The organism is Sphingobium sp. SJ10-10, from assembly GCF_036038995.2.
Taxonomy (GTDB): Bacteria; Pseudomonadota; Alphaproteobacteria; order Sphingomonadales; family Sphingomonadaceae; genus Sphingobium.
In genome coordinates, this window is sequence record NZ_CP158132.1 from 850,585 (window position 1) to 872,625 (window position 22,041).

General features: G+C 63.5%; 18 protein-coding genes. 3 read left to right on the forward strand and 15 right to left on the reverse strand.

The annotated features are described in order from the left end of the window. Positions 1-4: 4 nt before the first annotated feature. On the reverse strand, positions 5-1,390 hold the full coding sequence (locus VVT58_RS04115) for an MFS transporter (protein ID WP_352000021.1): 1,386 nt from the start codon (positions 1,388-1,390) through the stop codon (positions 5-7). Between the two features lie 395 nt (positions 1,391-1,785). Here VVT58_RS04115 and VVT58_RS04120 point away from each other — a divergent pair, with 395 nt between their 5' ends. After that, entirely contained in the window at positions 1,786-4,839 is a 3,054-nt protein-coding gene (locus VVT58_RS04120; protein ID WP_327754060.1) for a TonB-dependent receptor domain-containing protein, read from the forward strand. Between the two features lie 321 nt (positions 4,840-5,160). Then, positions 5,161-6,504, forward strand: a complete 1,344-nt coding sequence (locus tag VVT58_RS04125; RefSeq protein WP_327754059.1) for a UDP-glucose/GDP-mannose dehydrogenase family protein — start codon at positions 5,161-5,163, stop codon at positions 6,502-6,504. A 182-nt stretch (positions 6,505-6,686) separates the two neighbouring features. Here the strand turns inward: VVT58_RS04125 and VVT58_RS04130 are convergent, their stop codons facing one another. Beyond that, positions 6,687-7,010, reverse strand: a complete 324-nt coding sequence (locus tag VVT58_RS04130) for a hypothetical protein (protein ID WP_327754058.1) — start codon at positions 7,008-7,010, stop codon at positions 6,687-6,689. Here VVT58_RS04130 and VVT58_RS04135 point away from each other — a divergent pair. Further along, a complete protein-coding gene (locus VVT58_RS04135) occupies positions 6,979-8,124 on the forward strand; it encodes a family 16 glycosylhydrolase (RefSeq protein ID WP_327754057.1) in 1,146 nt (381 codons plus the stop codon). The two genes, VVT58_RS04130 and VVT58_RS04135, sit on opposite strands and share 32 nt — an antisense overlap. Here the strand turns inward: VVT58_RS04135 and VVT58_RS04140 are convergent. The 13 genes from VVT58_RS04140 to VVT58_RS04200 are packed head-to-tail and all read right to left on the reverse strand — an operon-like array spanning position 8,109 to position 22,032. Further along, positions 8,109-9,029: a glycosyltransferase gene (locus tag VVT58_RS04140; RefSeq protein ID WP_327754056.1), complete on the reverse strand. Its 921-nt coding sequence runs from the start codon at positions 9,027-9,029 to the stop codon at positions 8,109-8,111. The two genes, VVT58_RS04135 and VVT58_RS04140, sit on opposite strands and share 16 nt — an antisense overlap. Further along, the gene (locus VVT58_RS04145; RefSeq protein WP_327754055.1) at positions 9,029-10,114 is read right to left on the reverse strand and encodes an acyltransferase; all 1,086 of its coding nucleotides are present in this window, start codon (positions 10,112-10,114) and stop codon (positions 9,029-9,031) included. Before VVT58_RS04145 ends, VVT58_RS04140 begins: the two co-directional genes overlap by 1 nt. After that, positions 10,111-11,238, reverse strand: a complete 1,128-nt coding sequence (locus tag VVT58_RS04150) for an endo-1,4-beta-xylanase (RefSeq protein ID WP_327754054.1) — start codon at positions 11,236-11,238, stop codon at positions 10,111-10,113. Before VVT58_RS04150 ends, VVT58_RS04145 begins: the two co-directional genes overlap by 4 nt. After that, positions 11,235-12,203: a glycosyltransferase family 2 protein gene (locus VVT58_RS04155; RefSeq protein WP_327754053.1), complete on the reverse strand. Its 969-nt coding sequence runs from the start codon at positions 12,201-12,203 to the stop codon at positions 11,235-11,237. Before VVT58_RS04155 ends, VVT58_RS04150 begins: the two co-directional genes overlap by 4 nt. Beyond that, the gene (locus tag VVT58_RS04160; protein WP_327754052.1) at positions 12,203-13,153 is read right to left on the reverse strand and encodes a glycosyltransferase family 2 protein; all 951 of its coding nucleotides are present in this window, start codon (positions 13,151-13,153) and stop codon (positions 12,203-12,205) included. Before VVT58_RS04160 ends, VVT58_RS04155 begins: the two co-directional genes overlap by 1 nt. After that, positions 13,150-14,079: a glycosyltransferase family A protein gene (locus VVT58_RS04165; RefSeq protein WP_327754051.1), complete on the reverse strand. Its 930-nt coding sequence runs from the start codon at positions 14,077-14,079 to the stop codon at positions 13,150-13,152. Before VVT58_RS04165 ends, VVT58_RS04160 begins: the two co-directional genes overlap by 4 nt. After that, positions 14,072-15,472: an O-antigen ligase gene (locus VVT58_RS04170; RefSeq protein ID WP_327754050.1), complete on the reverse strand. Its 1,401-nt coding sequence runs from the start codon at positions 15,470-15,472 to the stop codon at positions 14,072-14,074. The genes VVT58_RS04165 and VVT58_RS04170 overlap by 8 nt, the downstream gene beginning before the upstream one ends. Further along, a complete protein-coding gene (locus VVT58_RS04175) occupies positions 15,442-16,725 on the reverse strand; it encodes a polysaccharide biosynthesis protein (RefSeq protein WP_327754049.1) in 1,284 nt (427 codons plus the stop codon). Before VVT58_RS04175 ends, VVT58_RS04170 begins: the two co-directional genes overlap by 31 nt. Beyond that, positions 16,718-17,530, reverse strand: a complete 813-nt coding sequence (locus tag VVT58_RS04180) for a WecB/TagA/CpsF family glycosyltransferase (protein ID WP_087574589.1) — start codon at positions 17,528-17,530, stop codon at positions 16,718-16,720. Before VVT58_RS04180 ends, VVT58_RS04175 begins: the two co-directional genes overlap by 8 nt. Further along, on the reverse strand, positions 17,527-18,432 hold the full coding sequence (locus VVT58_RS04185) for a capsular biosynthesis protein (protein ID WP_087574588.1): 906 nt from the start codon (positions 18,430-18,432) through the stop codon (positions 17,527-17,529). The genes VVT58_RS04180 and VVT58_RS04185 overlap by 4 nt, the downstream gene beginning before the upstream one ends. Next, entirely contained in the window at positions 18,429-19,787 is a 1,359-nt protein-coding gene (locus VVT58_RS04190) for a GNVR domain-containing protein (protein WP_327754048.1), read from the reverse strand. The genes VVT58_RS04185 and VVT58_RS04190 overlap by 4 nt, the downstream gene beginning before the upstream one ends. Further along, positions 19,784-21,211 (reverse strand): ATP-binding protein, encoded by a 1,428-nt coding sequence (locus VVT58_RS04195; protein WP_327754047.1) that lies wholly within the window; start codon positions 21,209-21,211, stop codon positions 19,784-19,786. The genes VVT58_RS04190 and VVT58_RS04195 overlap by 4 nt, the downstream gene beginning before the upstream one ends. Further along, on the reverse strand, positions 21,208-22,032 hold the full coding sequence (locus tag VVT58_RS04200) for a polysaccharide biosynthesis/export family protein (protein WP_327754046.1): 825 nt from the start codon (positions 22,030-22,032) through the stop codon (positions 21,208-21,210). Before VVT58_RS04200 ends, VVT58_RS04195 begins: the two co-directional genes overlap by 4 nt. Positions 22,033-22,041 lie beyond the last annotated feature (9 nt).

Genomic DNA, 22,041 nt, shown 5'->3' on the forward strand with positions numbered 1-22,041 from the left:
ATCCTCAGGCAAGGGCTTCATGGGCGCGCCGCATCGAGGCGCGACCGAAAGCGAAAAGAAGCGCAGCGGGCAGCAGCACGCAGAAAACGCTGATGACGAGCGACAGGCCGACCTTCATTTCGTCACCCAGCAGCTTGTCGGTGACCAAGCCGATGAAAGCAGGGCCGCCCGCCATGGCGATCAGGCCCGATGCCAGCACATAGAGCGCCGACACACGCCCGCGCAGATATTGCGGCGTCACCACCTGCACCGTCGCCGGTCCCATGCTGGAGGTCGAAAGGATCAGCGCCATGAAGCACCAGTAGCAGACGACCGTCGCCCAGGGGCTGCTGACCAGAAAGGCGGCGATGCCGAACGGAGCGGCGGCCAGCACGGTCAGCAGGCACCAGAAGAGATGCGCGTCGCGCTTCCCGCGCCGATAGAGCCGGTCAACGGTCCAGCCATGGACCGGGATCAGCGCCGCCGCTCCGATCTGGGCCAGGCCGATCACCGGGCCGATCCGTCCCGGATCCCAGCCATGGACGCGCGCCAGATAGACCGGCGTCCAGAGCTGGAAACCGATGGTCGCCGCATAGGCGAGGCCGAAACCGACGAAGGTGGCCAGGTAGAGCGCCTTATATTGCCGCATGAACGCCCATGCCTCGCCATAGCCCGCACCCGCGCTGACCGCCTTGCGCCGGGGCGGCTCGCGAAAGACGAAGACGAGGAAGGCCAGCAGCATGCCGGGCGCGCCGGTCATGATGAACACCTGCTGCCAGGGCTGCAACAGGCCAAAGACCGGCCAGATGGCGGGTCCGGCCTTCATCGCGGCGGCGACGATCGGTCCGCCGAACAGGAACACGATGCCCGCGCCCATCACGCCGCCCATGATGAAGACGGACATGGCGAGCGATACCTTATGCGGCGGGAAGCTGTCCCCGACCACCGAATAGCTGCCGGTGCCGAAGCCCGACTCGCCCGCGCCGACCCCCGCGCGCGCCATGGCGAGCGCCGCGAAGCTTCCGGCGAGGCCACAACTCGCCGCCGCGATGCTCCACACCGTCACCGACAGATACAGTACGACTCGCCGGCTAAAGCGGTCCAGCGCCATGCCCAGCGGAATGGCGCACAGGCAGAAGAGAATGGCGAAGGCCGGCCCCTGCAAAAGGCTGATCTGCAGATCCGAAAGGCCCAGATCTTTTTTTATCGGCCCGACCATTAGGGCCATGATGTTTCGGTCAGTCAGTGATAATATGTATAGCAAGAACAGGATCGACACGGTCAACCAGCCCATTGGAGGCGACGGATAGGCGGCCTGTTCAGGGAGAGGGGGGGTGATGTTGGCTTCAGCATCTCCATGCGCGCTGCCTGACCCAGACGATGGTGTCATCGTCACGGAAATCTGTGTCATGACTGCGCAATCCCATGGGAAGTGGTGCGCGCTGGCTGACGATCATGCGGCAAGGGCACTCTCCATATTTTCCGGCCATATCTGGTCCGGCGATCGCCCGTCCGGGCGTCGTCACTTCAAGCGTTATAACGCACATTTTTGCACAGTAGGTCAATATATGTTCGCGATGTATCTTTCCGGCGCGTAGCGGCGCCGCGGCCGTGCGCGGGAATTTTTCTGAGGGATTCAAGGAGAAAGGAGGAGGGCGGGTCTTTCCAATAAAATTTTCCCATTGGTGCAAAATTTATTGACAACGTGGCCGAGTGGGATAACTATAAAAGTGCACACGGGGATAATAATGATCAAGCCGGGTGACTTTGCCCGGTCATGGTCGTGCAGGGAGAGGAAAAGGAAAGATGGCGAAGAACAGTCTGTTCATCTCGTCGCTGGCGGTCAGCGCCAGCATCATCGCAATGGCCGTGCCCGCCTTGGCGCAGGAAGCGACCACAGCGGCCCCCGCTCAGGAAGGAGCGACGCCTCAGGCGGCCGGGCCTGCGAGCAATGCCGACATCGTCGTTACGGGTTCGCGCATCGTGCGCGACGGCTATACCGCGCCGACTCCCGTGACGGTCGCATCGACCGAGGAACTGGCCAAGACGACGCCGTCGGGCGTGGCCGACGCGCTCAACAAGCTGCCACAGTTCAACAACTCGCTCAGCCCGTCCAAATCGGCCAACAACTTCTCCAACCTGCCGATCCACGGCAATGTGCTGAACCTGCGCGGTCTTGGCACGCCCAGCAACAACCCGAAGGGGCCGCTGCGCACGTTGGTGCTGTTCGATGGCATGCGCGTGTCGCCCACCGAATATGTCGGCACGATCGACACCAACGTCCTGCCGCAATTGCTGATGCAGCGCGTCGACGTGGTGACGGGCGGCGCTTCGGCGCAATGGGGCTCCGATGCGGTCGCAGGCGTGGTCAACTTCATCCTCGACAAGAAGTTCACCGGCTTCAAGGGTCTGGCCCAGGCCGGCATCGACGAGCGCGGCAATAACGGCAATCAGCGTCTGGGCGCAGCCTTCGGTTCGGATTTCGCCGGGGGCCGGGGCCATGTGCTGCTGAGCGCGGAATATTCCAATAGCGAAGGCATGTTGCGGCAGGATCGCAACTTTGCGACCCAGGGCTATAATTTCGTCGGCAGCGTGACGACGAGTTGCGGTCCCTCGGCAAACGGCCAGCAGCGTACTTGCACTGCCGCGCCGGGCACCGCCGCCAATCCTTATACCATCGCCTCCGACATCCGCATTTCCGCACTGGCGGCCAATGGGCGTATCGTGGGCTCAAGCGTGACGGGTAATCCGTTTGTGGGCCGGGTCATCAACAATGACGGTTCCACCCGCGCCTTCAATCTGGGCACGGCGGTCGGCACCACCGGCTTCCAGCAGGGCGGCGACGGCTACAAGATCCCGAACGACACCAATGCGATCGCGCCGCTCACCAATTATAACGGCTTTGGCCGGGTCAGCTATGAACTGACCGACAATATCACGGCTTTTGTCCAGGGCGTCTATGCCCGCAGCAAATATCATTATTTCACCCAGGGCAATTCGCTGATCCCGGCGACGGAGTCGGCTCGCATCTACAAGGGCAATCCCTATCTCTCGACGGCTTTGGATTCGGCTCTCACCGGCGCGAACGACTATTATGTCGTGGGGCAGCAGGATGCTGGCCAGCCCAAGCCGATCGCCTATGAAAAGACCGATTACTGGACCGCGACGGCGGGCCTGACCGGCAAGTTCGCGGACTTCAACTGGCAGGTCACCTATAATCATGGCGACTCCAAGCACTCGATGGACAATGTCGGGCTGTACAACAATCAGAAGCTGTATGCGGCGTTGGATGCCGTTCGTAACCCGGCTAATGGCCAGATTACGTGTCGCGTGCTGCTCAATCCGACCTATGCGTCGCAATTTGCGGGCTGCCAGCCGCTCGACGTGATGCATGGCGATCCGTCCAAATCGACTCCGGCGGGCTATGCCTATGCCACCGGCACGTCGAGTTATCGCGCGCGCTTCAAGCAGGATGCATTCGCGGCCAATATCAGCGGCAGCCTGTTCGAACTCCCTGCCGGCCCGGTCGATATTGCCCTCGGCGTCGAATATCGTCGCCAGACGCTGAACCTGACCAGCAATGCCGATCCGGCGCTGCTGCTGACCGACGCGCAGAAGGAAGCCTATTTCGCCGGGCTGCGCGGGATTCCACGGGTGGAATCTGCCCTGCTTCCCTATCCGACCGGCCCGATCAACACGCTGGCCTACTGGCTGACTAATGTGGGCGGCAGCCATGGCAAGCTGAACGTCAAGGAAGCCTATGCCGAAATCGCGGTGCCGATCCTCAAGGATACGCCCTTCTTCCAGGAACTGAGCGCCAACGGCGCGATCCGCGTGACCGACTATTCGACGTCGGGCACGGTGAAGACGTGGAAGGCGGGTGCGACATGGAAGCCGGTCGACAGCCTGTTGCTGCGCGGCACCTATTCGCATGACATCCGCGCACCCAATCTCTACGAACTCTATGCAGGTCCGCAGAGCGGCATCGGCATCGTGAACGACGTCAGGAACGCGGCCGGGACTTATGGCAGCGGCCAGAACGTCAACGCTAACACGCTCACAGTCGGCAATCCCGATCTGAAGCCTGAAGTCGCGAACACCTACACCTTTGGCGCGGTGTTCGCGCCTGAATTCCTGCGCGGTTTCTCGGCCTCGATCGACTATTATCATATCAAGGTCGACAAGCTGATCGACTCCCTGTCGGCGCAGCAATTGCTGACCAACTGCCTGAATGCGGGCGGGTCGGGCGTTGTCGAGTGCACCCAGATCGACCGTGCGTCGCCAACGACGTTCCCGTCGCTCGTTCATCTGGTGCCGCAGAATATCGCCTTCCTGAAGACGGCGGGCGTCGACTTCGACTTCACCTATCGGACCGCCGTGGGCAATGGCGGGCTGGGCGTCCGTCTCTACCTCAACTATCTCGACAAGTTCGATGCCCAGCAATATGCGACCGCGCCGATCGCCCATTATGCGGGCGTCAGCGTCGTCACCAGCAACCCGCAGGGCTTCCCGCGCTGGCGCGGCAATCTGACGGTCGACTATACCAACGGGCCGTTCGGCATCACGATTGGCGAACAATATATCGGCAAGATGCGGCTCGACATTCCGGGCGGTACGACGCCGATCCAGTTTGTCGATCCGAAGGTCAAGCCGGTCTGGTACACCGACCTGACGCTGCGCTACACCATTCCGCATGGCGATGGCGGCAATTTCGAGTTCTTCACGACGGTCAACAACCTGTTCGACAAGGATCCGCCGCTGATCCCGGGCACCGTGCCCGGCGTCAACCCGCCGACCAATATCGCGGTATACGACATTGTTGGCCGCGCCTTCACGGCGGGCGTGCGCGTCAAATTCTGATCGGCTCTTTCGGGGCGAAGGCAAAAGGGGCGGGAGCAGCGATGCTTCCGCCCTTTTCCTTTCGCTAAGCCCCTGATCCGCGCCCATATGTGTCCATAGAGCGGCAGGCTGCGTTGCATCCATGCTGCACCCCGCAGTATGTTGCGCTGCGTCAATAGCCGGCTGGTTCCGGTCAATTGGGCATCAGGCTGGGTCGCCTGAGGTCCAGCCCATGATGAAGGGTGAGGGTCCGTGCACCTGGGGTTTCCCGGAACGGATTCGCGCGTCATTTCATGATTGGTTGGCCGTCGGACGGAAGCCGTTTGAAGAAGGAGAATAGAGATGCGGATCGTTATGACCGGATCGGGCTATGTCGGCCTGGTCTCCGGCGCGTGTTTCGCGGATTTCGGCCATGATGTCATCTGCGTGGACAAGGATGCGCGCAAGATCGAGCTGTTGCAGAGCGGCGGCGTGCCGATCTATGAGCCCGGCCTTGCCGATCTGATCGCCCGCAATGTGAAGGCGGGGCGGCTGACCTTCACCACAGATCTCGCCGGATCGGTTAGTCAGGCCGATGTCGTCTTCATTGCCGTCGGCACGCCCGCCCGGCGGGGTGACGGCCACGCCGACCTCAGCTATGTCTATGACGCCTCGCGGGAGATCGCGGCCAATCTCAAGGGCTTTACCGTCATCGTCACCAAGTCGACCGTCCCGGTCGGCACCGGCGACGAGGTCGACCGGATCATCCGCGAAACCAATCCCGATGCGCAGTTCGCCGTCGCCTCTAATCCGGAATTCCTGCGCGAAGGCGCGGCGATCCAGGATTTCAAGCGTCCCGACCGCATCGTCGTCGGCATAGAGGATGAACGCGCCCGCCCGGTGATGGAGGAGGTCTATCGGCCGCTCTATCTCAACCAGGCGCCGATCCAGTTCACCTGGCGCCGGACCAGCGAACTCATCAAATATGCCGCCAACGCCTTTCTGGCGATGAAGATCACCTATATTAACGAGATGGCCGATCTGTGTGAAAATGTCGGTGCGGACGTGCAGCAGGTGGCGCGGGGCATCGGTCTGGATAACCGGATCGGTTCAAAATTCCTGCATGCCGGGCCGGGCTATGGCGGCTCCTGCTTTCCCAAGGATACGCTGGCGCTGGTCAAGACGGCCGAGGATTCGGGTGCGCCCATCCGTCTCATCGAAACGACCGTGGCAATCAACGAGAGCCGCAAGCGGGCCATGGCGCGCAAGGTGGTTGCGGTATGTAATGGTTCGGTGCGCGGCAAGACGGTCGCGGTGCTGGGCCTGACCTTCAAGCCCAATACCGACGACATGCGCGACGCGCCGTCACTCTCGATCATTCAGGCTTTGCAGGATGGCGGCGCGCAGGTCCGCGCCTATGATCCGGAGGGGATGGACGCGGCCCGCACGATGCTGAGCAATGTCGATTTCTGCGACAATCCCTATGCAGCAGCTGAAGGGGCCGCGGCGGTCGTCATCGTCACCGAATGGGATGCGCTTCGGGCGCTCGACTTGAACCGGCTCAAAAGCATCATGGACGGCGATGGGCTGGTCGACCTGCGCAACATCTATCGCCCCGCTGATGCCGAGGCGGCCGGTTTCACCTATGTCAGCGTCGGTCGCGGAGCCACGCCGGAGATCGAAGAACTGGTGCAGGCGGCAGAGTAAAGCCACGACCAAAAACCCCCTCCCGTAAAAAGGAGGGGGCAAAGCTCCCAGCCCGACTTTCCGAATCGACCATATCGGTTCTGAAAGAATCCGTAGTTTGCCGTCATTTCTTTTATGACACGCAACAGTTCGTCGCAAATCCTGAGACAATACGACGAGTCGTTATTGACCGGAAGTTTTTGTTAACCTTCATAGGAGACCCTACAGGGGATAACTTCGGGGGTCGCAAACATGCCTGTCAAAATGACTGGCTCCATTTTTGGAGCCGGAATAGCCATATCTTGCATTTTCGCAGCGGGAGCCGCTACGATCATGACTTCAGGGTCGACATCGAATAGGATGTCGACAACCACCAACACTTCCTCGTCGTCCACGACGACGAGTTCGACATTAACGACGTCGACGACAAGTGGTTCCGCCACAATCAGCACGACGTCGGATTTTTCGGATTTCGACTTCGCCAATGGGACTAGGTTGCCGGAAAAGGCGACGCTTTCGCTGGGCAATGCCAGTTTCCGACCGGGCAGCAGTGTCGCCTATGTCCCGGTGACGCTGGATCGGCCGACGCCCAACACGGTGATCGCGCGGATCATCACCGTCAACGGATCGGGTACTTATCGCGCACTGTCGGGCTATAATTATCAGACCGTCGATACGGTGGTGATCTTCCGTCCGGGCGATCCGCTGATCCAGACCGTCGCGGTGCCGATCATCGCTGCCACGGAAGGGCAGCAGTTCCAGCTCAAGCTGCGGGAGGCGCCCTGGGGCGGCCTTCAGGGGCAATCGACGGCTACGATCACCGCCAGCAGCACGGTGGAGGCAACGCTGAAGGCGACCGGCACTTTCCGAGAGCCACGCACCTTCGCGGCGACGGGCACGCTCCAGTTCGAACTGCGCAAGGATACGCACAAGCGTTCGCCCGATGGCGGTTGGGATCGCTGGGCGACCTCGCTCGCCAATGGCCGGACACAAAGCTCCAATGGCGAGACCGGCCTGTACCTTGATTCCAGCATCTTCCCCGGCATCGAAGGGCCGGTCTATTGGGGAACGGACGGCCTGGTCCTGCACACGCAGAAGTTGAAGACGCCGATCAGCTATGGCGGCCAGACCTGGTATTATGGATCGTCGGTGCTGGATGGCCGCAATTTCCTGGCGACGCAGATCGGCTATGGCCAATATGAATGGGAAGCCAAAATGCCTAACCGGCGCGGCTCATGGCCTGCCTTCTGGCTGGTGTCTACCAGCGGCTGGCCGCCGGAAATCGATATTTATGAGGGCTTTGGCTATCAGAGTTTTTGGGATTTCGACCGCCATGTCGCGCACACCATCCATGTCGGCGCGAACAGCACCCGCTACGATGCGCGGGGCGTCACGATCCAGACGCAACAGGCCTATGGCCTCAGCGGCTATAGTCAGGGTTTCCATCGCTTCGCCGTGGACATCCAGCGCGACTATATCACCTGGTTCGTGGACGGCGTGGAAACCTACCAGTCGGTCAATCCCTTCCAGGGTTTCCGCTTCTATCCGATCATGGATGTCGCGGTGAAGACCAACAGCACCTATGACGACGGATCGGGCGACATGACCGTCAAGAGCTTCAAGATCTACAGCGCGCCATAATAGCTTTGGGCGCCGCCCGCGAGGGCATAGAGGCGCCCCCAACTTTTGACCCACTGCCCGGCGATGTCGACCCGACGCGCGCCGGGCAGCAGTAGAGCCGCCAACCCGGCCGTCCGCAATCCCAATATCGCGATCGACCGGGCCAGAAGCTTTGCCGTACCGATCCGGCCGGGCAGAGCCTTGCGCCGCGCCATGGTTTCGGTGCAGCCGATGCGCCACATGCGTTTCAGCACCCAGGAAAGGCGCGCCCGCTCTACCGGCACCCATTCGCTGACCCGCGCATCGGGGGACCAGCCGAACCGCGCTCCGGCGTCATGCAGGCGAGCTAGAAAATCCAGATCCTCCCCGCCGCTGCGGTTGAAGCGCGGATCGAAAAAGGGCGCTGCGATCATCGCAAAGGCGCGGCGGCTGACCAGCAGGTTGTTGCTCGCCCACAGCATGCCGGTGGCGCCCCATGGCCGTTCCTCCGGGCGGAAGACCAATGTTTCCCGCGCCCAACGGGGCGACTGGCCCACGAAACAGCTATCCACCGGCCCCGCCACGACATCCGCGCCCACCTGCGCCTGACAGATCAGCAGCGCGTCGAGCCAGCCGGGCTGGGGCCATTCATCATCGTCGATCATGGCCAGGAAACGCATCGCCGGATCGTCGAGGGCGGCGTTGGTGATTGCATTGCGCACCGCGCAAAGCCCCGGCTGCGCTACCGTCAGCAGCGTCACGGGCGGGCGATACCCCTCCGCCAACAGGGTGCGCACGACGGCGGCGCCCTCCTGGCGGTCGGGATCATTGTCGGCCACCAGCAGCATCACGTCATGGCGGTCGGTAATCCCCGGCAACGTCTCTAGCAGATGCCGAAGCTGCTCAGGGCGGCGGAAGGTGGGGATGGCGATCCAGACCGCAGGCATCAGGCGGCAGCCTCCACGGCGGGCTTGCGGCTGCGCCCGCCGCGCTGGAACCATTTGATGAGCTGATGCCCGCGCACCTCGACCAGCGCATAGCTCGCCCAGCAGAGCAGCCAGGTCGCGACCAGCATGGCGGCGAGGATCAGCCCGTCGAAGCCGGTGATCCCATGCTTGTGCGCAACCCCCATGCCGCGCGCGAACACGTCGCGCACCAGCGGATGCCAGAGATAGATGGAATAGCTGATAAGGCCGAGATGGAAGCTGACCGGATTGGCCATCACCGCCCGAGCTGCCGCGCCATTATAATAGCAGCTCAGCACCAGCGCCGGCATCAGGCAGACCACCAGCACATCGGCCTTTCCGGGGAGCAGCAGCGCCAGCGCGATCAGCCCGCAGATCATGGCAAAGCCGCCCGTCCGGTCGATCAGGCGTCTGCACCAGTCCTTTTCCGCACAGCGATAGCTGAGCACGCCCAGCGAGAAACCGGCAAGGCAGCGTAGCAGCGTTAGCACCGTATCGCTGTCATTGACGTCCAGCGGCCCGCTGGAACCCCGACCCGACAGGGCCACCAGCGCCAATATCCCGACGCACAGCAGCCCCTGCACCCACGCCCATCGCGAAAAGGCAATGATCGCGATCAGCGGATAGATGAGATAGGCGGCGACTTCCGTGCTGACCGACCAGCTATTGCCCGCGATCGGTTCCGTGCCCCAGCCCCAGCTCTGGACCATGAAGATATTGCTGATCACATTGGCGGCGTTGAGATCGATCGCCTGATTGCCCGATATATTGAGCAGGATGCGGGCCATGAACACCAGCGTGACGATCAGATGCAGCGGCCACACCCGTGCCATGCGGTTGATCAGGAAATCGGCATAGCTGGCGCGGCCGAGATGGTTCACCACCCGGTCGTGATAGCCGAAGGAAATCACGAAGCCGCTTAGGATGAAGAACAGGTCGACCGCCAGATAGGCGCGGGAGAAGAGGGGCAGGCGAAAGGCCTCGAACGTCGGATTATGCGGGATATGGTACAGCAGCACCGATACCGCCGCCACGCCGCGCAGGCCGGTCAGCGAGGAAATTCTCATGCGCCTGCGCTCCTTATGGCGGGGGCCGCGTCGAAGGCGGCGGCAATGGCGTCCCACAGTGGTTTGCGGCGCATCTGCCCGTCCAGCGGCAGGCCACGCGAAAGCTGGCCGTCGGGCCATTTATAATCCTTGAAATTGGACAGCCAGCTATAGCGGTCTGACAGCCCCCAGCAGAGCACCGAGCGCATCGCCGGATTGTCGAGCGCGACGTCGAGAAACGCCTTCGCCACGGAGGCGACTTCCCGGTCACGCTTGTCCGGACTGGGCGGGCCGCCCCGGTCGGCAATGTCGAATTCGGTGATGGACAGCGCCAGCCCATAGCCGTTCAATTGCTCCAGAAAGCGCGCGAACACCGCCTGGTTGAAGCCTTCCTTATAGGGTTTCAGATGCCCCTGTATGCCGATCGCATCGATCGGCACGTCCCGCGCCATCAGCCGGTCGAGCAGTTTCAGCATGGCGGTGCGGCGCCGCTCGCAGCGGGGGGAGTCATGCTCTAGCCCGAAATCGGTCAGGAAACGCATGGGCCGGGGATCGACCTCGCGGGCGCGGTGGAAGGCGATGTCGATATACTCCTCGCCCAGCGCGTCCAGCCACATGCTTTTCGCGCGCATGCCGTCGGCGCGGCCGTCATTGGGTTCGATGGCTTCGTTGACCACGTCCCATTCGCGGATCTTGCCCGCATAACGGCGCATGGCGACGTCGATATAGCTGGTCATCAACTTCCGGCGTCCCGCAATGTCTGCGCGTTTTAGCGCAGGCTCCAGCCAGGGCGGTTGCGCGGCGTACCAGACCAGCGCATGGCCCCGCGCCCGCATGCGATGCTCCTGCGCGAAGGCGATGATCTGGTCGGCGCCGCTGAAATCATATTTGGCGGGCTTGGGTTCGGTCGTGCCGCGCTTCAGCTCGTATTCCTGCACCACCATGTCGCATTCGCGGGCGATGGCGGCCGTGAAATCAGGGTCTTCGCGCAATTGGCGGGATTTGATCGCGGCGCCGAAATAGCGGCCCGACTTGCGGGCGTGGGCGGCAAGGCCCGCCGTCCCGCCGACCTGCGCCGCGCTTGGCGGAATGGGCGAACAGGCGGTGAGCGCCGCCGCTCCGGCCAGAAATTCGCGTCGCTTCATAGCCGCTGTCCTCTGCCCGCAAGCATGTGGGAAAAGTCGATCCACCGGTCGGAAATGCGGCGATAGACAGGGTCGGGCATCACGATCTGCAACAGCACCGTCGCCGCCAGCCTAGGCCCGAAAGCCCCCCGGCAAACCGCCCCCAGATAGTAGCGCATCGCCTGCCGCCGGCTGGTCGGCCAGATGCTTTTCGCGGCATGCCAGCCCATATAGGCGGAAAAGGCGCGGGGGCTGATATGCGGGCGCAGATCCTTGAGCCAGGCCAGGCTGCCGATGCTGCCGCGCACGGCCGACAGCCGGTCGTCGGCGTGCCGGTCGGCCCAAATGGTGCCCGGCCGTTCCGTCATCAGGAAACGCGCCCCGGCCAGGGACAGGCGCAGCGCGAAATCGGTATCGTCACCGAACTTCACATCCTCGCGGTAGCGGACTTTCCCCGCCAGCATCCGGCTGAGCGCCATGCTGCTGGTCTGGATGAAGCCGCGATCGCACATCAGGTAACGGTCCATCGTCTCGCCGCTGGCGATGGCGCGGGGGGGCTTCAGGAAATTGCGTCCTTCGCCGCGATCCGCCAGCACCTGGCCATAGGCGACGACATCCTCGCTCTCCTGCACCAGCGGCAACAGGTCGGCCAGATGATGGGGCAGGAAACGGTCGTCGCAATCCAGGAAAGCGATATAGCGCCCGCGGGCATGGTCGATGCCCTTGTTCCGGGCCGCCGCCGCCCCGCGATTTTCCTGCACGATGACCTTGAGACGCGGATCGTTGATCGCGCCCAACGCCACCTCCGTCCCGTCGGTCGATCCGTCGACCACGACGATGACTTCGATGATGGCGATGGTCTGTTCTAGCGCGGACATGACGGCGGCGACCACCGCATCGCGGCGCTGATAGGTCGGGATGATGACCGAAAAGAGCGGCGTGGCGGCAGCCGCTTTCAAGCTGGAGGGAGGTTGCCATGCGGTCATCACGAACTGGCTCCACTGGTGGCTGCCCCGGCCTTGCCGAACCGCAGCACGAAGCCGTTGACCAGTGACCGATAAAGCGGCTTGGGCAGATAGGAACGCAGCACCTGCCGGGCGATCACGCGGGGCGGAACGCCGCCCGCGACCATGCCGATGGCAAGGTCCTTGATCGCCACGACCGGCTTGATCGGCGCCATATGATAGGCGAGCACCGTTGCCCGATAACCCCGCCGCGCCCGGTTGGTCAGCATATGGCCGCAGCGGTCGAGCCAGTCGAGCGAGGTCTCATAGCCCTTCACATAGGATGTACGGCCCGCCTCGGTCGCGTCGAGCCAGACGGTCAGCGCCTGGTCGATCATCCGGAACCGCGCGCCCGCGCCCTGCAACCGGACGCAGAAGTCGAGATCCTGTCCTTTCTTGAGCGCCGGGTCGAACAGGACTTCCTGCGCCATTCGCGTCGGCACGACCATGGTACTGGTCTGCATGAACTGGTTGGCGCAGAACAGATATTCACCCACATCCTCCCCCTCCCGAATGCCGCGATCGGGCCTGATCCAGTAGCGGTCGACGCCCCGGTCTACCTTCATCCGCGAATAGAGGACGGCGCGCCCATCATCTCCCGCGAGCGCCTGCGCCATGATGGAAAGCTTGCCCGGCAGGAACAGGTCGTCGGAATCGAGAAAGGCGATATAGCGCCCGTCCGACGCCATGATGCCCCGGTTGCGCGCCGCGCCGCCGCCCGCATTATCCTGCCGGATATAGCGGACGCGGGGATCGCCTATGGCGTCGATCACCCGGCCGGGATTGTCATGTGATCCGTCGTCGATCACGACGATCTCGAAATCCTGCCAGTCCTGCGCCAGCACGGACCGGATCGTGTCACCGACGATCTCCGCCCGGTTGTAGAGAGGGATGACGACGGAGAAAAAGGGTTGGGGGGCTGCATTGGTCATGCGCCATGCACCTTTCGATATTCTTCATAATGAAATCCGGCGAGGCCAGCGATCTTGCCCGCGGCGCGATAAAGCTTGCCGAGGCGCTCGACCCGCTTGCCTTGGTCGAGCGTCGCGACCGCGCCCAGCGAGCCGATCAGGAAACCCGCGACGATGCGCGGCGCTTCGCCCAGCAATGTGCGCAGGCGGCCCTTGTGGAAGCGCTCGACCATCATGTCGGTCATGCCGACGCGATAGCCGCGCATCAGCAGCCATTTGGCGGTGACGCGGCTGGCGGGGATGAGTTCGGTGACGACCGCCTCCTCCGACCAGGCGAAGCGGAAGCCCTTGCGCTGCATGCGGGTGAAAAGCTGCTTGTCCGACCCGCCGGTCAACGCCATGCGGTCATCGAACGGCCGCTCGCCCATGGCGCGCAGGGCGGTGGCGGCCATCAGCACATTGGCCGTGCTGTCCACCAGCGCCACAGGGCCGGACTGCCCGCGTTGCTTTGGGGCAAGCAATGGATGGCGCGCCGCCCAGGGCGCGATGGCGCTGTCCATTTCGCGCAGCACCGCGCCACCGACCACATCGACATCCCAACGCTGCGCCGTATCCGTCATGGCATCGATCCAGCCGGGGGAGGCAGCCTCGTCATCGTCAAGCATGGCAATATGGGTCGCACCGGGCCGTGCCAGCGCGGCGGCGACGAGCGCGTTGCGCACCAGCGGAATGCCCCGCTCCGCCACCAGCAGAGCCTCGATCGGCCAGCGATAGCCCTGTGAAGCAAGCTGCTCGACCACGGCCAGCCCTTCCTGCCTGGCGGCGTCATTGTCGGCCACCAGCACTTCCAGATTGTGCTGCGTCTGTTGCGCAGCGAGAGAGTCCAACGTGCGGCGCAGTCCCTGCGGCCGGTTGCAGGTGGCGATACAGATGATGATGTTAGCCATTGACGCTCTCCTGCGGGAGACGATGCCGCCGTGACCATTGCGGGCGCGGTTTGGCCTTGAAGGTTGCGTGGGCGGTCGCGACCGCCGCCAGAAAGATCACCCAGACCTGGCGATCCTTGTCGAAGAAGCTGGTTTCCAGCAGATTCTGGTACATGACGAAGACCCAGATCGCGAAGGCGGGGACCATCAGTGCCTGGTTCTCTTTCGTCGATCCCGTCAGGAACCAATAAGCGGGCAAAGCGAGGAAGCTGACCAGTAGCATGACCAGACCTAGCGGTCCGGTCGTCACCCAGATTTCCAGATAGCCGTCATGCGAATGGGCGGTCAGCATCTGGAATTGCTGGTTCAGATAATCATGCGCCGGACTGTTGACGCCGACTTGCCAGAAGCCGCCAAAGCCAGCGCCGAGATAGGGGTGGTCTGCCAGATAATCGAACACCACCCGCCAGATCGACACGCGCCCGGTGAAACTGGTCGGGTCAGCGAACAGCCGCTCGATGGTCGGCTGATAGGCGATATAGAGCCCCAGGAACCCGACCATGCCGAAACCAAGGCCCAGCAGCAGGATCGCCCGTTTCTGCGTGTTGTCGCTCAATGCCCGATAGATGTTGCTGATCGCCAACATGCCGACGCACAGCGCGAGGGAAGTCTTGCTCTTGGTCCCGATCACGAAGACGAAGGCCATGACTGCGAACAGGGCGTAATACCATTTGCGCCGGTCGATCCATGCATTGCCGCAGACGATGAAGGTCAATGCCATGACGGCGCCCGCGATATTCTTGTGGAAGAAGAAACCACGCCATGCGCCGATCAGCGCCTTGTCGCTTTCGGTCGGCGGGTGCACGGCGGCGGGTGTCAGCGGCAAGGACACCCAACAGATGATCAGCGACACGATCAGCGCCGCGCGCAAGGCGTCGAACAATCTTTGTGGTCCCATCAGCGAGAGCGCGCAGAAGGTGATGTAGATCACGATCAACTGCTGCATCGCCCGCTTGAAGGATACGAACGGATCGACGCCCCAGGTGCAGGAGATGAAGAACCAGACCAGCATGATTGCCAGCGGCCAGAAAGTGAATTTATATTGCAGCGGATGCTTGCGGATGATCTGCACGCCGGTCAGCAACAGGGCGAAACCGATGAACAGCATTTGCTTGAACAGGTCGGACCCGTCATTTTCCTGTGCCATCGCCACCAGCTCGTCCTGCGTGCGGGATGCGAAGGGCTGCTGGCCGATGAAGACCATCATCAGGAAGACGAAATAGAAGATCTGGGTGACCCAGACCATGCGCATGCTCTCGCCGCCGCCGCTCTGGGCGGCGGGGGGAGCGGCGATGCCGCCGCGATGCCAGCTTGTCGCCATGGTCAGATGACTCCCCGCTGGTCGCGCCGCCATTTGCGGTCGAGCTGCCAGATGCCGAGCATCATGACGAGCTGCGACAGCACGACGCCGCCAATGGAGAAGACGGGCGCGGCGCCCCACACCAGCAGCGTCACGGCGACGAGGCCGACGCCACAGCTCCGCATGCTCTGCGCGGCGAGAGGGCGGAAGGCTTTGCGGGCCTGGGTCATGACGCTCATCGGCGTCTGCACGCACTGGACCAGGGAGAGGAGGGCGCAGAGGCCCATCGCGATCATCACCAGCCGGTGGTCCAGCGTGGGTTTCAGGATCAGGCCCGGAAAGGCATAGAGAGCGAGCGCCGCCACCGCGCAGGTCGCCAGCCACAGCATCACCAGCGCGGCCATGAACACGCGCTCCGACTTGATTGCCGCGCCATGATCGCCGCGCGCGACGGCGCGGGTCATGCGGGGGCGCTCAAGCTGGGTGAGGGCGGTGATGCAGACATTGACCGGACGGAAGAACAGCATTCCTACCGCAATCGGCGCGAAAGCGGTCGGACCGGCCAGCAGCGTCACGATATAGCTGTGCGAGTTGGATGTAGCTTCGGTCGACAGCACGCCCACCAGCGTCCAGGCGGATTGCTCCTTCCATACCGGGTGATAGGCGCTCAAGGCGCGGCCCGGAGCCATGACGAAATGCCGCTGCACATAGGCAAGGCCGAAGGGCAGCAGACCCACCAGACTGGCCGCCACCAACATGCCGCCAATGGCTGGCATGTCGGCGCCCGTCCGCATCGCGATCAGCAGGCCGACCAGGATCGTCCCGGCATAGGCCAGGTCCGATCGGGCGGCCCGCGCCGGGGCATGATGCGCATAGGCGTTGGATCGCCCGAACCAGCGGATCAGCGACAACGTCCCCGCCAATCCGAACAGTAAAGCCGCCATCGGCGTGGCCGTCGCCCAGGCAATCGCCGCGCAGATCAGCCCCTGACTGGCCGCCAGCATCAGATTGACCGGGAAGAAGAAGTCGAAGTTCCTCGCTTCCGCCTCGTCGCTCTGGTTCACGGCGATGGTGTAGGGCGTCGATACCAGCGCATTGGACAGGCTGTAGCCGAACTGGATGATCACCAGCAGGAAGGCCAGCGTGCCGATGGCCGCCGTTCCCAGATGGTGGATGGAAAAAAGCTGGACCAGCAAATGGCTGACCGAGACGATGGCCGAGGACAGGCTGGCCAGCCCGAAGCGGCCGAACAGGCTGCCAAGGCGCTGGACGCGGGCTTTATCCTCCACGGCCTGAACTTCAGCCATGGCGGTGTTTCCAGATCAGCCAGAGCGCATGGGGATTGGTGGTGATATAGCGCCAGGCAAGTTCCTTGGGCCGCGTCGCCATGCGGTGCAGCCATTCGAAGCCGGACTTCTGCATCCACAGTGGCGCACGGGGATAATCGCCGGTAATGTAATTGAACAGCCCGCCGCAGGTGACGATCCAGCCCGCCCTGATCCGCTCCCGGTTGCGCACGCAGAAGGCCTGCTCACGCGGCTTGCCGGTACCGACCCAGAGGACATCCGGCGAGGCCGCGTTGATCGCATCGATCACAGCGTCCTCATCCTCCGGCTTCCAGAAGCCGTTGCGCCGCCCGGCCAGTTGCAGCCCGGGCGCGAGGGAGGCGATCTCCTCCGCGCAGGCGGCGTTCACCTTCTCCTCGCCGCCGAGCAGATAATAGCTGACGCCAGCCTGCGCCGCTGGTTCCAGGCTGTCGATGAACATGTCCGTCGTGCTGGATCGATCAGCGATATGCGGCCCGCCCAACCAGCGGGACGCTGCGACGATGATCTGTCCGTCGGCATGGATCAGGTCTGCCTGCGCCAGATTGGCCCGGAAATCCGGGTTGCTGGCATTCATCGACAGACCCTGCCCATTGGCGTCGAACACCAGCAAGGGTGGCTGGTCCAGGCTCCGTCGCAAGGGCGCCTCGACCAGCATCTTCGCGATCAGCGCATCGAGCGACAGGGTCGATACGGGCAAGCCGCCGACATGGGCTACAGGCGCGTCCTGCCCGATGCCGGGAGACGGAAGAGGCTGGTGACGCGCCAGCGCATGTTCGGCGCTCATGCAATCACCGTCCCGGCAATGGGCACGCCATGACGATCCAGATCGTCGATCACCCGGCGCATGTCAGCAATCGCCGTATCCCCGCGCCGCGCGACGATGACCACCGCGTCGAAGCCCGCCAATATGCTGCCATAGGGTGTCTGATCGCCCTTGCGCTCCGCCAGATAGAACAGCATCGATATGTCGCGCAGCCCCCAGCCATTGGCCGTTTCCGCCAGCGGTCCGCGAGTGACAAGGCTCGTCGCGCTACCGGAAGCCCGGCCAGCGGTCATCAGCCACAGCCCCTCGACCGCCGTCTTGGCTGCCGGCAGCAGTGCGGCGCTGCCCATCAACTGTTCGGCAAGCCCGGCCTTGTTGGCAACCCGGAACAGCCGGTCGAGCGAAGGCCGCCCCATGTCGACGTCGATGAGCATCGTCTGCCCATCCATCTGCGCCAGCACGACCGCCAGATTGGCCGCCATGATCGCGGCCTCGTCGCCCGCTTCGATCGCCAGCACCGCCAGCCGCAGGGAGGCGGGGTCGCCATCCTTGGCCGCCGCGCGCATCTTGGCGCGGATCGTCCGCACCTTGGCGGCATAGGCGTTGGCGGGATCGAAAGCCGCGACCACGAGCGGATCGACCCGCTGGTCGCCCTGCGGCAGCAGGGAGAAGCCACCCTGCAAGGCGGCGAGGATTCCCGCATCCTCCGGGTTCAGCAATCCCAGGTCGACTGCCGCATCATGCAGCGCCAGACCCTGGGACCGGGCGTGACCCTCGACCTGATGCACGTCGGCTTCCGCCAGAAAGCCGTGCTCTACTGCAAGGCGAGCGAAATTATGGCTGTCGCGGGCGCGGGGGCGTAGCGTCGTCGCGCTGCCCGGCGTGAGTTGAGGCGGGGCGCCTGCCGTAGAACGCAGTCTCATGCGGCCTCCTGCTGCTTGAAGAACCAGCCGCCACCTGTGGGCACCGGCATCAGTTCGGTAATGACGTCGACTTGGGTCGCGCGGGCCACGCCGGCTGCCGAGCGAACGCGCGGATGGATGATCTCCATGAGGATCACGGCAGTTACTCCGCCGACCAGACCCAGGGCGATCCCGCCGATCAGCCAGAGCATGATGTTGGGCTTGGCAGGCAGCAGAGGAACGGTTGCCGCATCGAGCGGGCTGGCATTGGGCTGAGAGATCTGGCTCTTGAGCGTCGCCTCGTTGAAGCGCTGGCGCACCGTGTCATAGGTCTGGCGCGCCGCATCGACGTCACGCTGGAGCACCATCAACTGGTCCTGCACGTCGGACATGCGGATCATGCGATCCTCCTGCCCGGCCATGTTGGACTTGAGGTCGCCCTCCCGCCGGCTGGCCGCCACGCTGTTCGCGCTGACCGCACCGGCCTGGCTGGACCGCGCCGACGCCAGCTTCGATTGAAGCTCGGAAAGCTGCGCATTGGCTGCCGCCATGCTCGGATGGTTGGGGCCAAGCGTCTTTTGCAGTTCGGACACCTTGGCGGACTGCTCCGCCACCTGTTCCTGCAAATTCTGGACGATCAGCGACCCTTCGATGTCGGATACGCTGCCTGCGCCAGCCTTCGACCGGGCCGCCGCCGCTTCCGCCTGCGCCTGGGTCAACTGATAGGACATGTTCTTGAGCTTTTCGGCCTCAAGGTCCATGCGGTTGATGCCGATAATGTCATGCGCCCGCTGGAAGTCGGACAGTTTCTTCTGGGCGATTTCATAGCGGTGACGCACTTCCTGCGTCTGCTCGTCGAACCATTTGGCCGAACCGCGCGCCGGGGAAGCGCGCAGTTCCACCTGCTCGCGCATGTAGATCTTGGCGATCAGATTGGCGACCTTGGCCGCGACCTGCGGATCGGCGTCCAGATACTGGATCTGGAGCACATTGCTCTGCCGCCCGGTGGTAATGGTCATATTCTTGCCGACCAGGGCCGCCGCCGATTGCAGCCGCGCATCGGCCGGCATGTCGGTCGGCTGGGCGTCGACGAAGCCCGCTTCCCTGGCGACGGCGTTCAACACCTTGCCGCTGCGGATGATGTCCGTCTGGGTGCCCAGAATGGAATCGGTATCCGGCTTTGGACCTTGCGCCGTATTGGTGTCGGTCGGGTCGGTCTGCGACAGGTCGAGCAGCAGCGAGGCCGTGCCCATATATTGGCGCGGTTGCAAAAAGGCGGTGATCGCGATCAGAAGGAACAATATTCCCCCGATCATCGCCGCCGTGCGCCAGCGCGCCTGAAGCGCCGCCAGCAAATCCATCGGGTTCATGGTCATAGCCCGTCCACTCCCTTGAGCAGGGCGCGCATTTCCTCGGCGGGCGTCTGGACAGGCGGTGCGCTCTGCACCGGCTGCTTCGCCATCAGCAGCAGGAATTGCGGCGCCAGCGTATCTTCGAACATCCACAGTTCGCCATTGGGTGTCGGGACCAGAGCGGGTTGCAACCGTGTCATGGCGTCGCGCGCCTGGCCTTCATTGATCGACCCGCCGCCCAGCACTTCATGGCCGAACTTCACCAGCCGCTCATAGCTGATAGCCGACATCTGAGACGCCACCACGGCGGCGAGCGCGATCATCCGGCGGCCAACACCCGGCGCTGATCCGGCTTCCCAAAGGATGCGGCGGAACAGCGCATATGTCTGGCCGCTCATTTCCTCCCAATCCTCCAGCGCGGACACCAGCCCCTGCTCGATATCGGCAAGCGCCATGCGGTCGCGTGCAGCCGCTTCCGTCACTAGAGCCGCCGACATGCCGAACAGCCGCGCATGATAGGGCGAACCCATGGCCGCGCTCGCCAGCATGTCCAGCGCATCTTCATCGATGGAAAGCCGTGCATTATTGGCGCAGGCCAGTAACAGCCGCTCCAGTTCCGGCTTGGGGATCGGCGCGACCCGCTGCGGCACCAGGTGACGGCGGAGCGAAGGATGGGCCGCGATCAGCCCGTCAATGTCGCTGGCGATGCCGACCAGCACGACCTGAACCGGCGAATGAATGTCGGTCAGCAGCTTGAGCAGCGTTGCCACGTCCTGCTTGGCCGTTTCGGACTGCACCCGGTCATATTCGTCAATGATGAGGATGGCGCGCTCGCGCACTTCCTCCACCAGCAGGGCGGAGAGGCGGGAGACATCGAGCGGCTCGCCCATCATCTTGCGCGCCCGCTCCTGTCCCGCGCTGCTCATCGGCAATTCGGTCAGGAAGGGGCGGAAGAGGGAGTCGAAATCCGCTTCTCCATTGGCCGAGGCATAGAGGGCGATGCAGCCCGCTTCGTCCGCCAGATCACCGAACACGCGGGCGAGGGAGGTCTTGCCCGACCCGCGCGTACCGAAGATGACGGCGTGCTTGCGCTGCACGACGATCGCCTCGACCAGCTTTTCCAGTTCGCTGTTGCGCCCGGCCAGGCCATGGCGGTCCGTCACCGGCATGGCGGTGTTGAACGCGGCGTAGATGCTGTCGCGGCGCAGGCTGATCGGCTTGATCGGCGCGGCCATGGCGCTCATCGAAAGCGGACGGTGGGCGGAGCCTTCTGTCGCCGCCTCCAATGCCTCCTGCCGGAAGCCCGGCAGCGCGGGCACATCCAGATGCAGCGGCACATCGTCAGCTATGACGCGTTCGTTGCGCTTTTCGCTGCTTCGCGTCAGGGACAGGAACCGGTCGAACAGGCCGGATCGTTGGTGCGTGAAGCTTTGATCGAGTGTCGTCAAAACAGCTTCTCCCGGATGATGAGGACGTCTTCAGGCTTCACCGGATCATCCAGATTGGCCTGTATTTCCTTCCCCTCCCGCCGGACTTTTATGCGTTTCGTTGAACCGGCCAGCGTCGGTCCGCCCGCCAGCGCCAATGCCTGCCGGAAGCTTTGGCCCGGCGCATAAGCAAAGGCGCCGGGCTGCTGGACCTGGCCGTAGACATAGATTTTCTCGGCAGGCGGCACGAACAGCGTGTCGCCTGCCTTGAGCGGCCGCATCGCGCCCGCCGCCATATCGGCCAGCGAAATGCGCACCGGCCCACTGCCGTCGGCGGGCGTCAGGATGACGGCATTGGCGCCATCCTTGGTCGACCCACCCGCCTTGGCGAGCATCGACGCCACCGTATAGTCGCGGTCGAGCGGATAATTGCCCGCCTCCGGCACATTGCCGAGGACCGTGACGAAGCGGCTCACATAATTGCTGACCTCGACACTGACGGACGGCTTGGTGAGGTATCCGCCGCTGGCATAGCCCGAGGCGATGTCCTGCGCGAGCTGCGATGTCGTCTTGCCCTTGGCCGTGACCGGGCCGACCAGCGCGAGCAGGACAGTGCCGTCCTCCTTGATGCGGGTGGTGGTCGACAGGTCGGGCTGACCGAAAACGGAAATCTTCAGCTCGTCATTGGGCCCAAGCTGATAGCCGGCGCTCGCCGCCTGTGGGGCGGGGGGCGTGGCCGCAGTCGTCGTCGTGGTTCCGGCTACGGTTTGTGCAGTCGCGGAGATGGGTCCTGCAATCATGAGCAAGGCGGACATGGATTTCAGGAGAGTATCGGCTTTCACAGCGCAAGC

Coding starts and splice junctions, on each gene's coding strand:
- VVT58_RS04115 (WP_352000021.1), bottom strand. CDS start 1,390: ATGACACAGATTTCCGTGACGATGACACCATCGTCTGGGTCAGGCAGC.
- VVT58_RS04155 (WP_327754053.1), bottom strand. CDS start 12,203: ATGACCGCATGGCAACCTCCCTCCAGCTTGAAAGCGGCTGCCGCCACG.
- VVT58_RS04150 (WP_327754054.1), bottom strand. CDS start 11,238: ATGAAGCGACGCGAATTTCTGGCCGGAGCGGCGGCGCTCACCGCCTGT.
- VVT58_RS04185 (WP_087574588.1), bottom strand. CDS start 18,432: ATGAGACTGCGTTCTACGGCAGGCGCCCCGCCTCAACTCACGCCGGGC.
- VVT58_RS04165 (WP_327754051.1), bottom strand. CDS start 14,079: ATGGCTAACATCATCATCTGTATCGCCACCTGCAACCGGCCGCAGGGA.
- VVT58_RS04120 (WP_327754060.1), top strand. CDS start 1,786: ATGGCGAAGAACAGTCTGTTCATCTCGTCGCTGGCGGTCAGCGCCAGC.
- VVT58_RS04180 (WP_087574589.1), bottom strand. CDS start 17,530: ATGAGCGCCGAACATGCGCTGGCGCGTCACCAGCCTCTTCCGTCTCCC.
- VVT58_RS04190 (WP_327754048.1), bottom strand. CDS start 19,787: ATGACCATGAACCCGATGGATTTGCTGGCGGCGCTTCAGGCGCGCTGG.
- VVT58_RS04170 (WP_327754050.1), bottom strand. CDS start 15,472: ATGGCGGCGCGACCAGCGGGGAGTCATCTGACCATGGCGACAAGCTGG.
- VVT58_RS04140 (WP_327754056.1), bottom strand. CDS start 9,029: ATGCCTGCGGTCTGGATCGCCATCCCCACCTTCCGCCGCCCTGAGCAG.
- VVT58_RS04125 (WP_327754059.1), top strand. CDS start 5,161: ATGCGGATCGTTATGACCGGATCGGGCTATGTCGGCCTGGTCTCCGGC.
- VVT58_RS04175 (WP_327754049.1), bottom strand. CDS start 16,725: ATGGCTGAAGTTCAGGCCGTGGAGGATAAAGCCCGCGTCCAGCGCCTT.
- VVT58_RS04145 (WP_327754055.1), bottom strand. CDS start 10,114: ATGAGAATTTCCTCGCTGACCGGCCTGCGCGGCGTGGCGGCGGTATCG.
- VVT58_RS04160 (WP_327754052.1), bottom strand. CDS start 13,153: ATGACCAATGCAGCCCCCCAACCCTTTTTCTCCGTCGTCATCCCTCTC.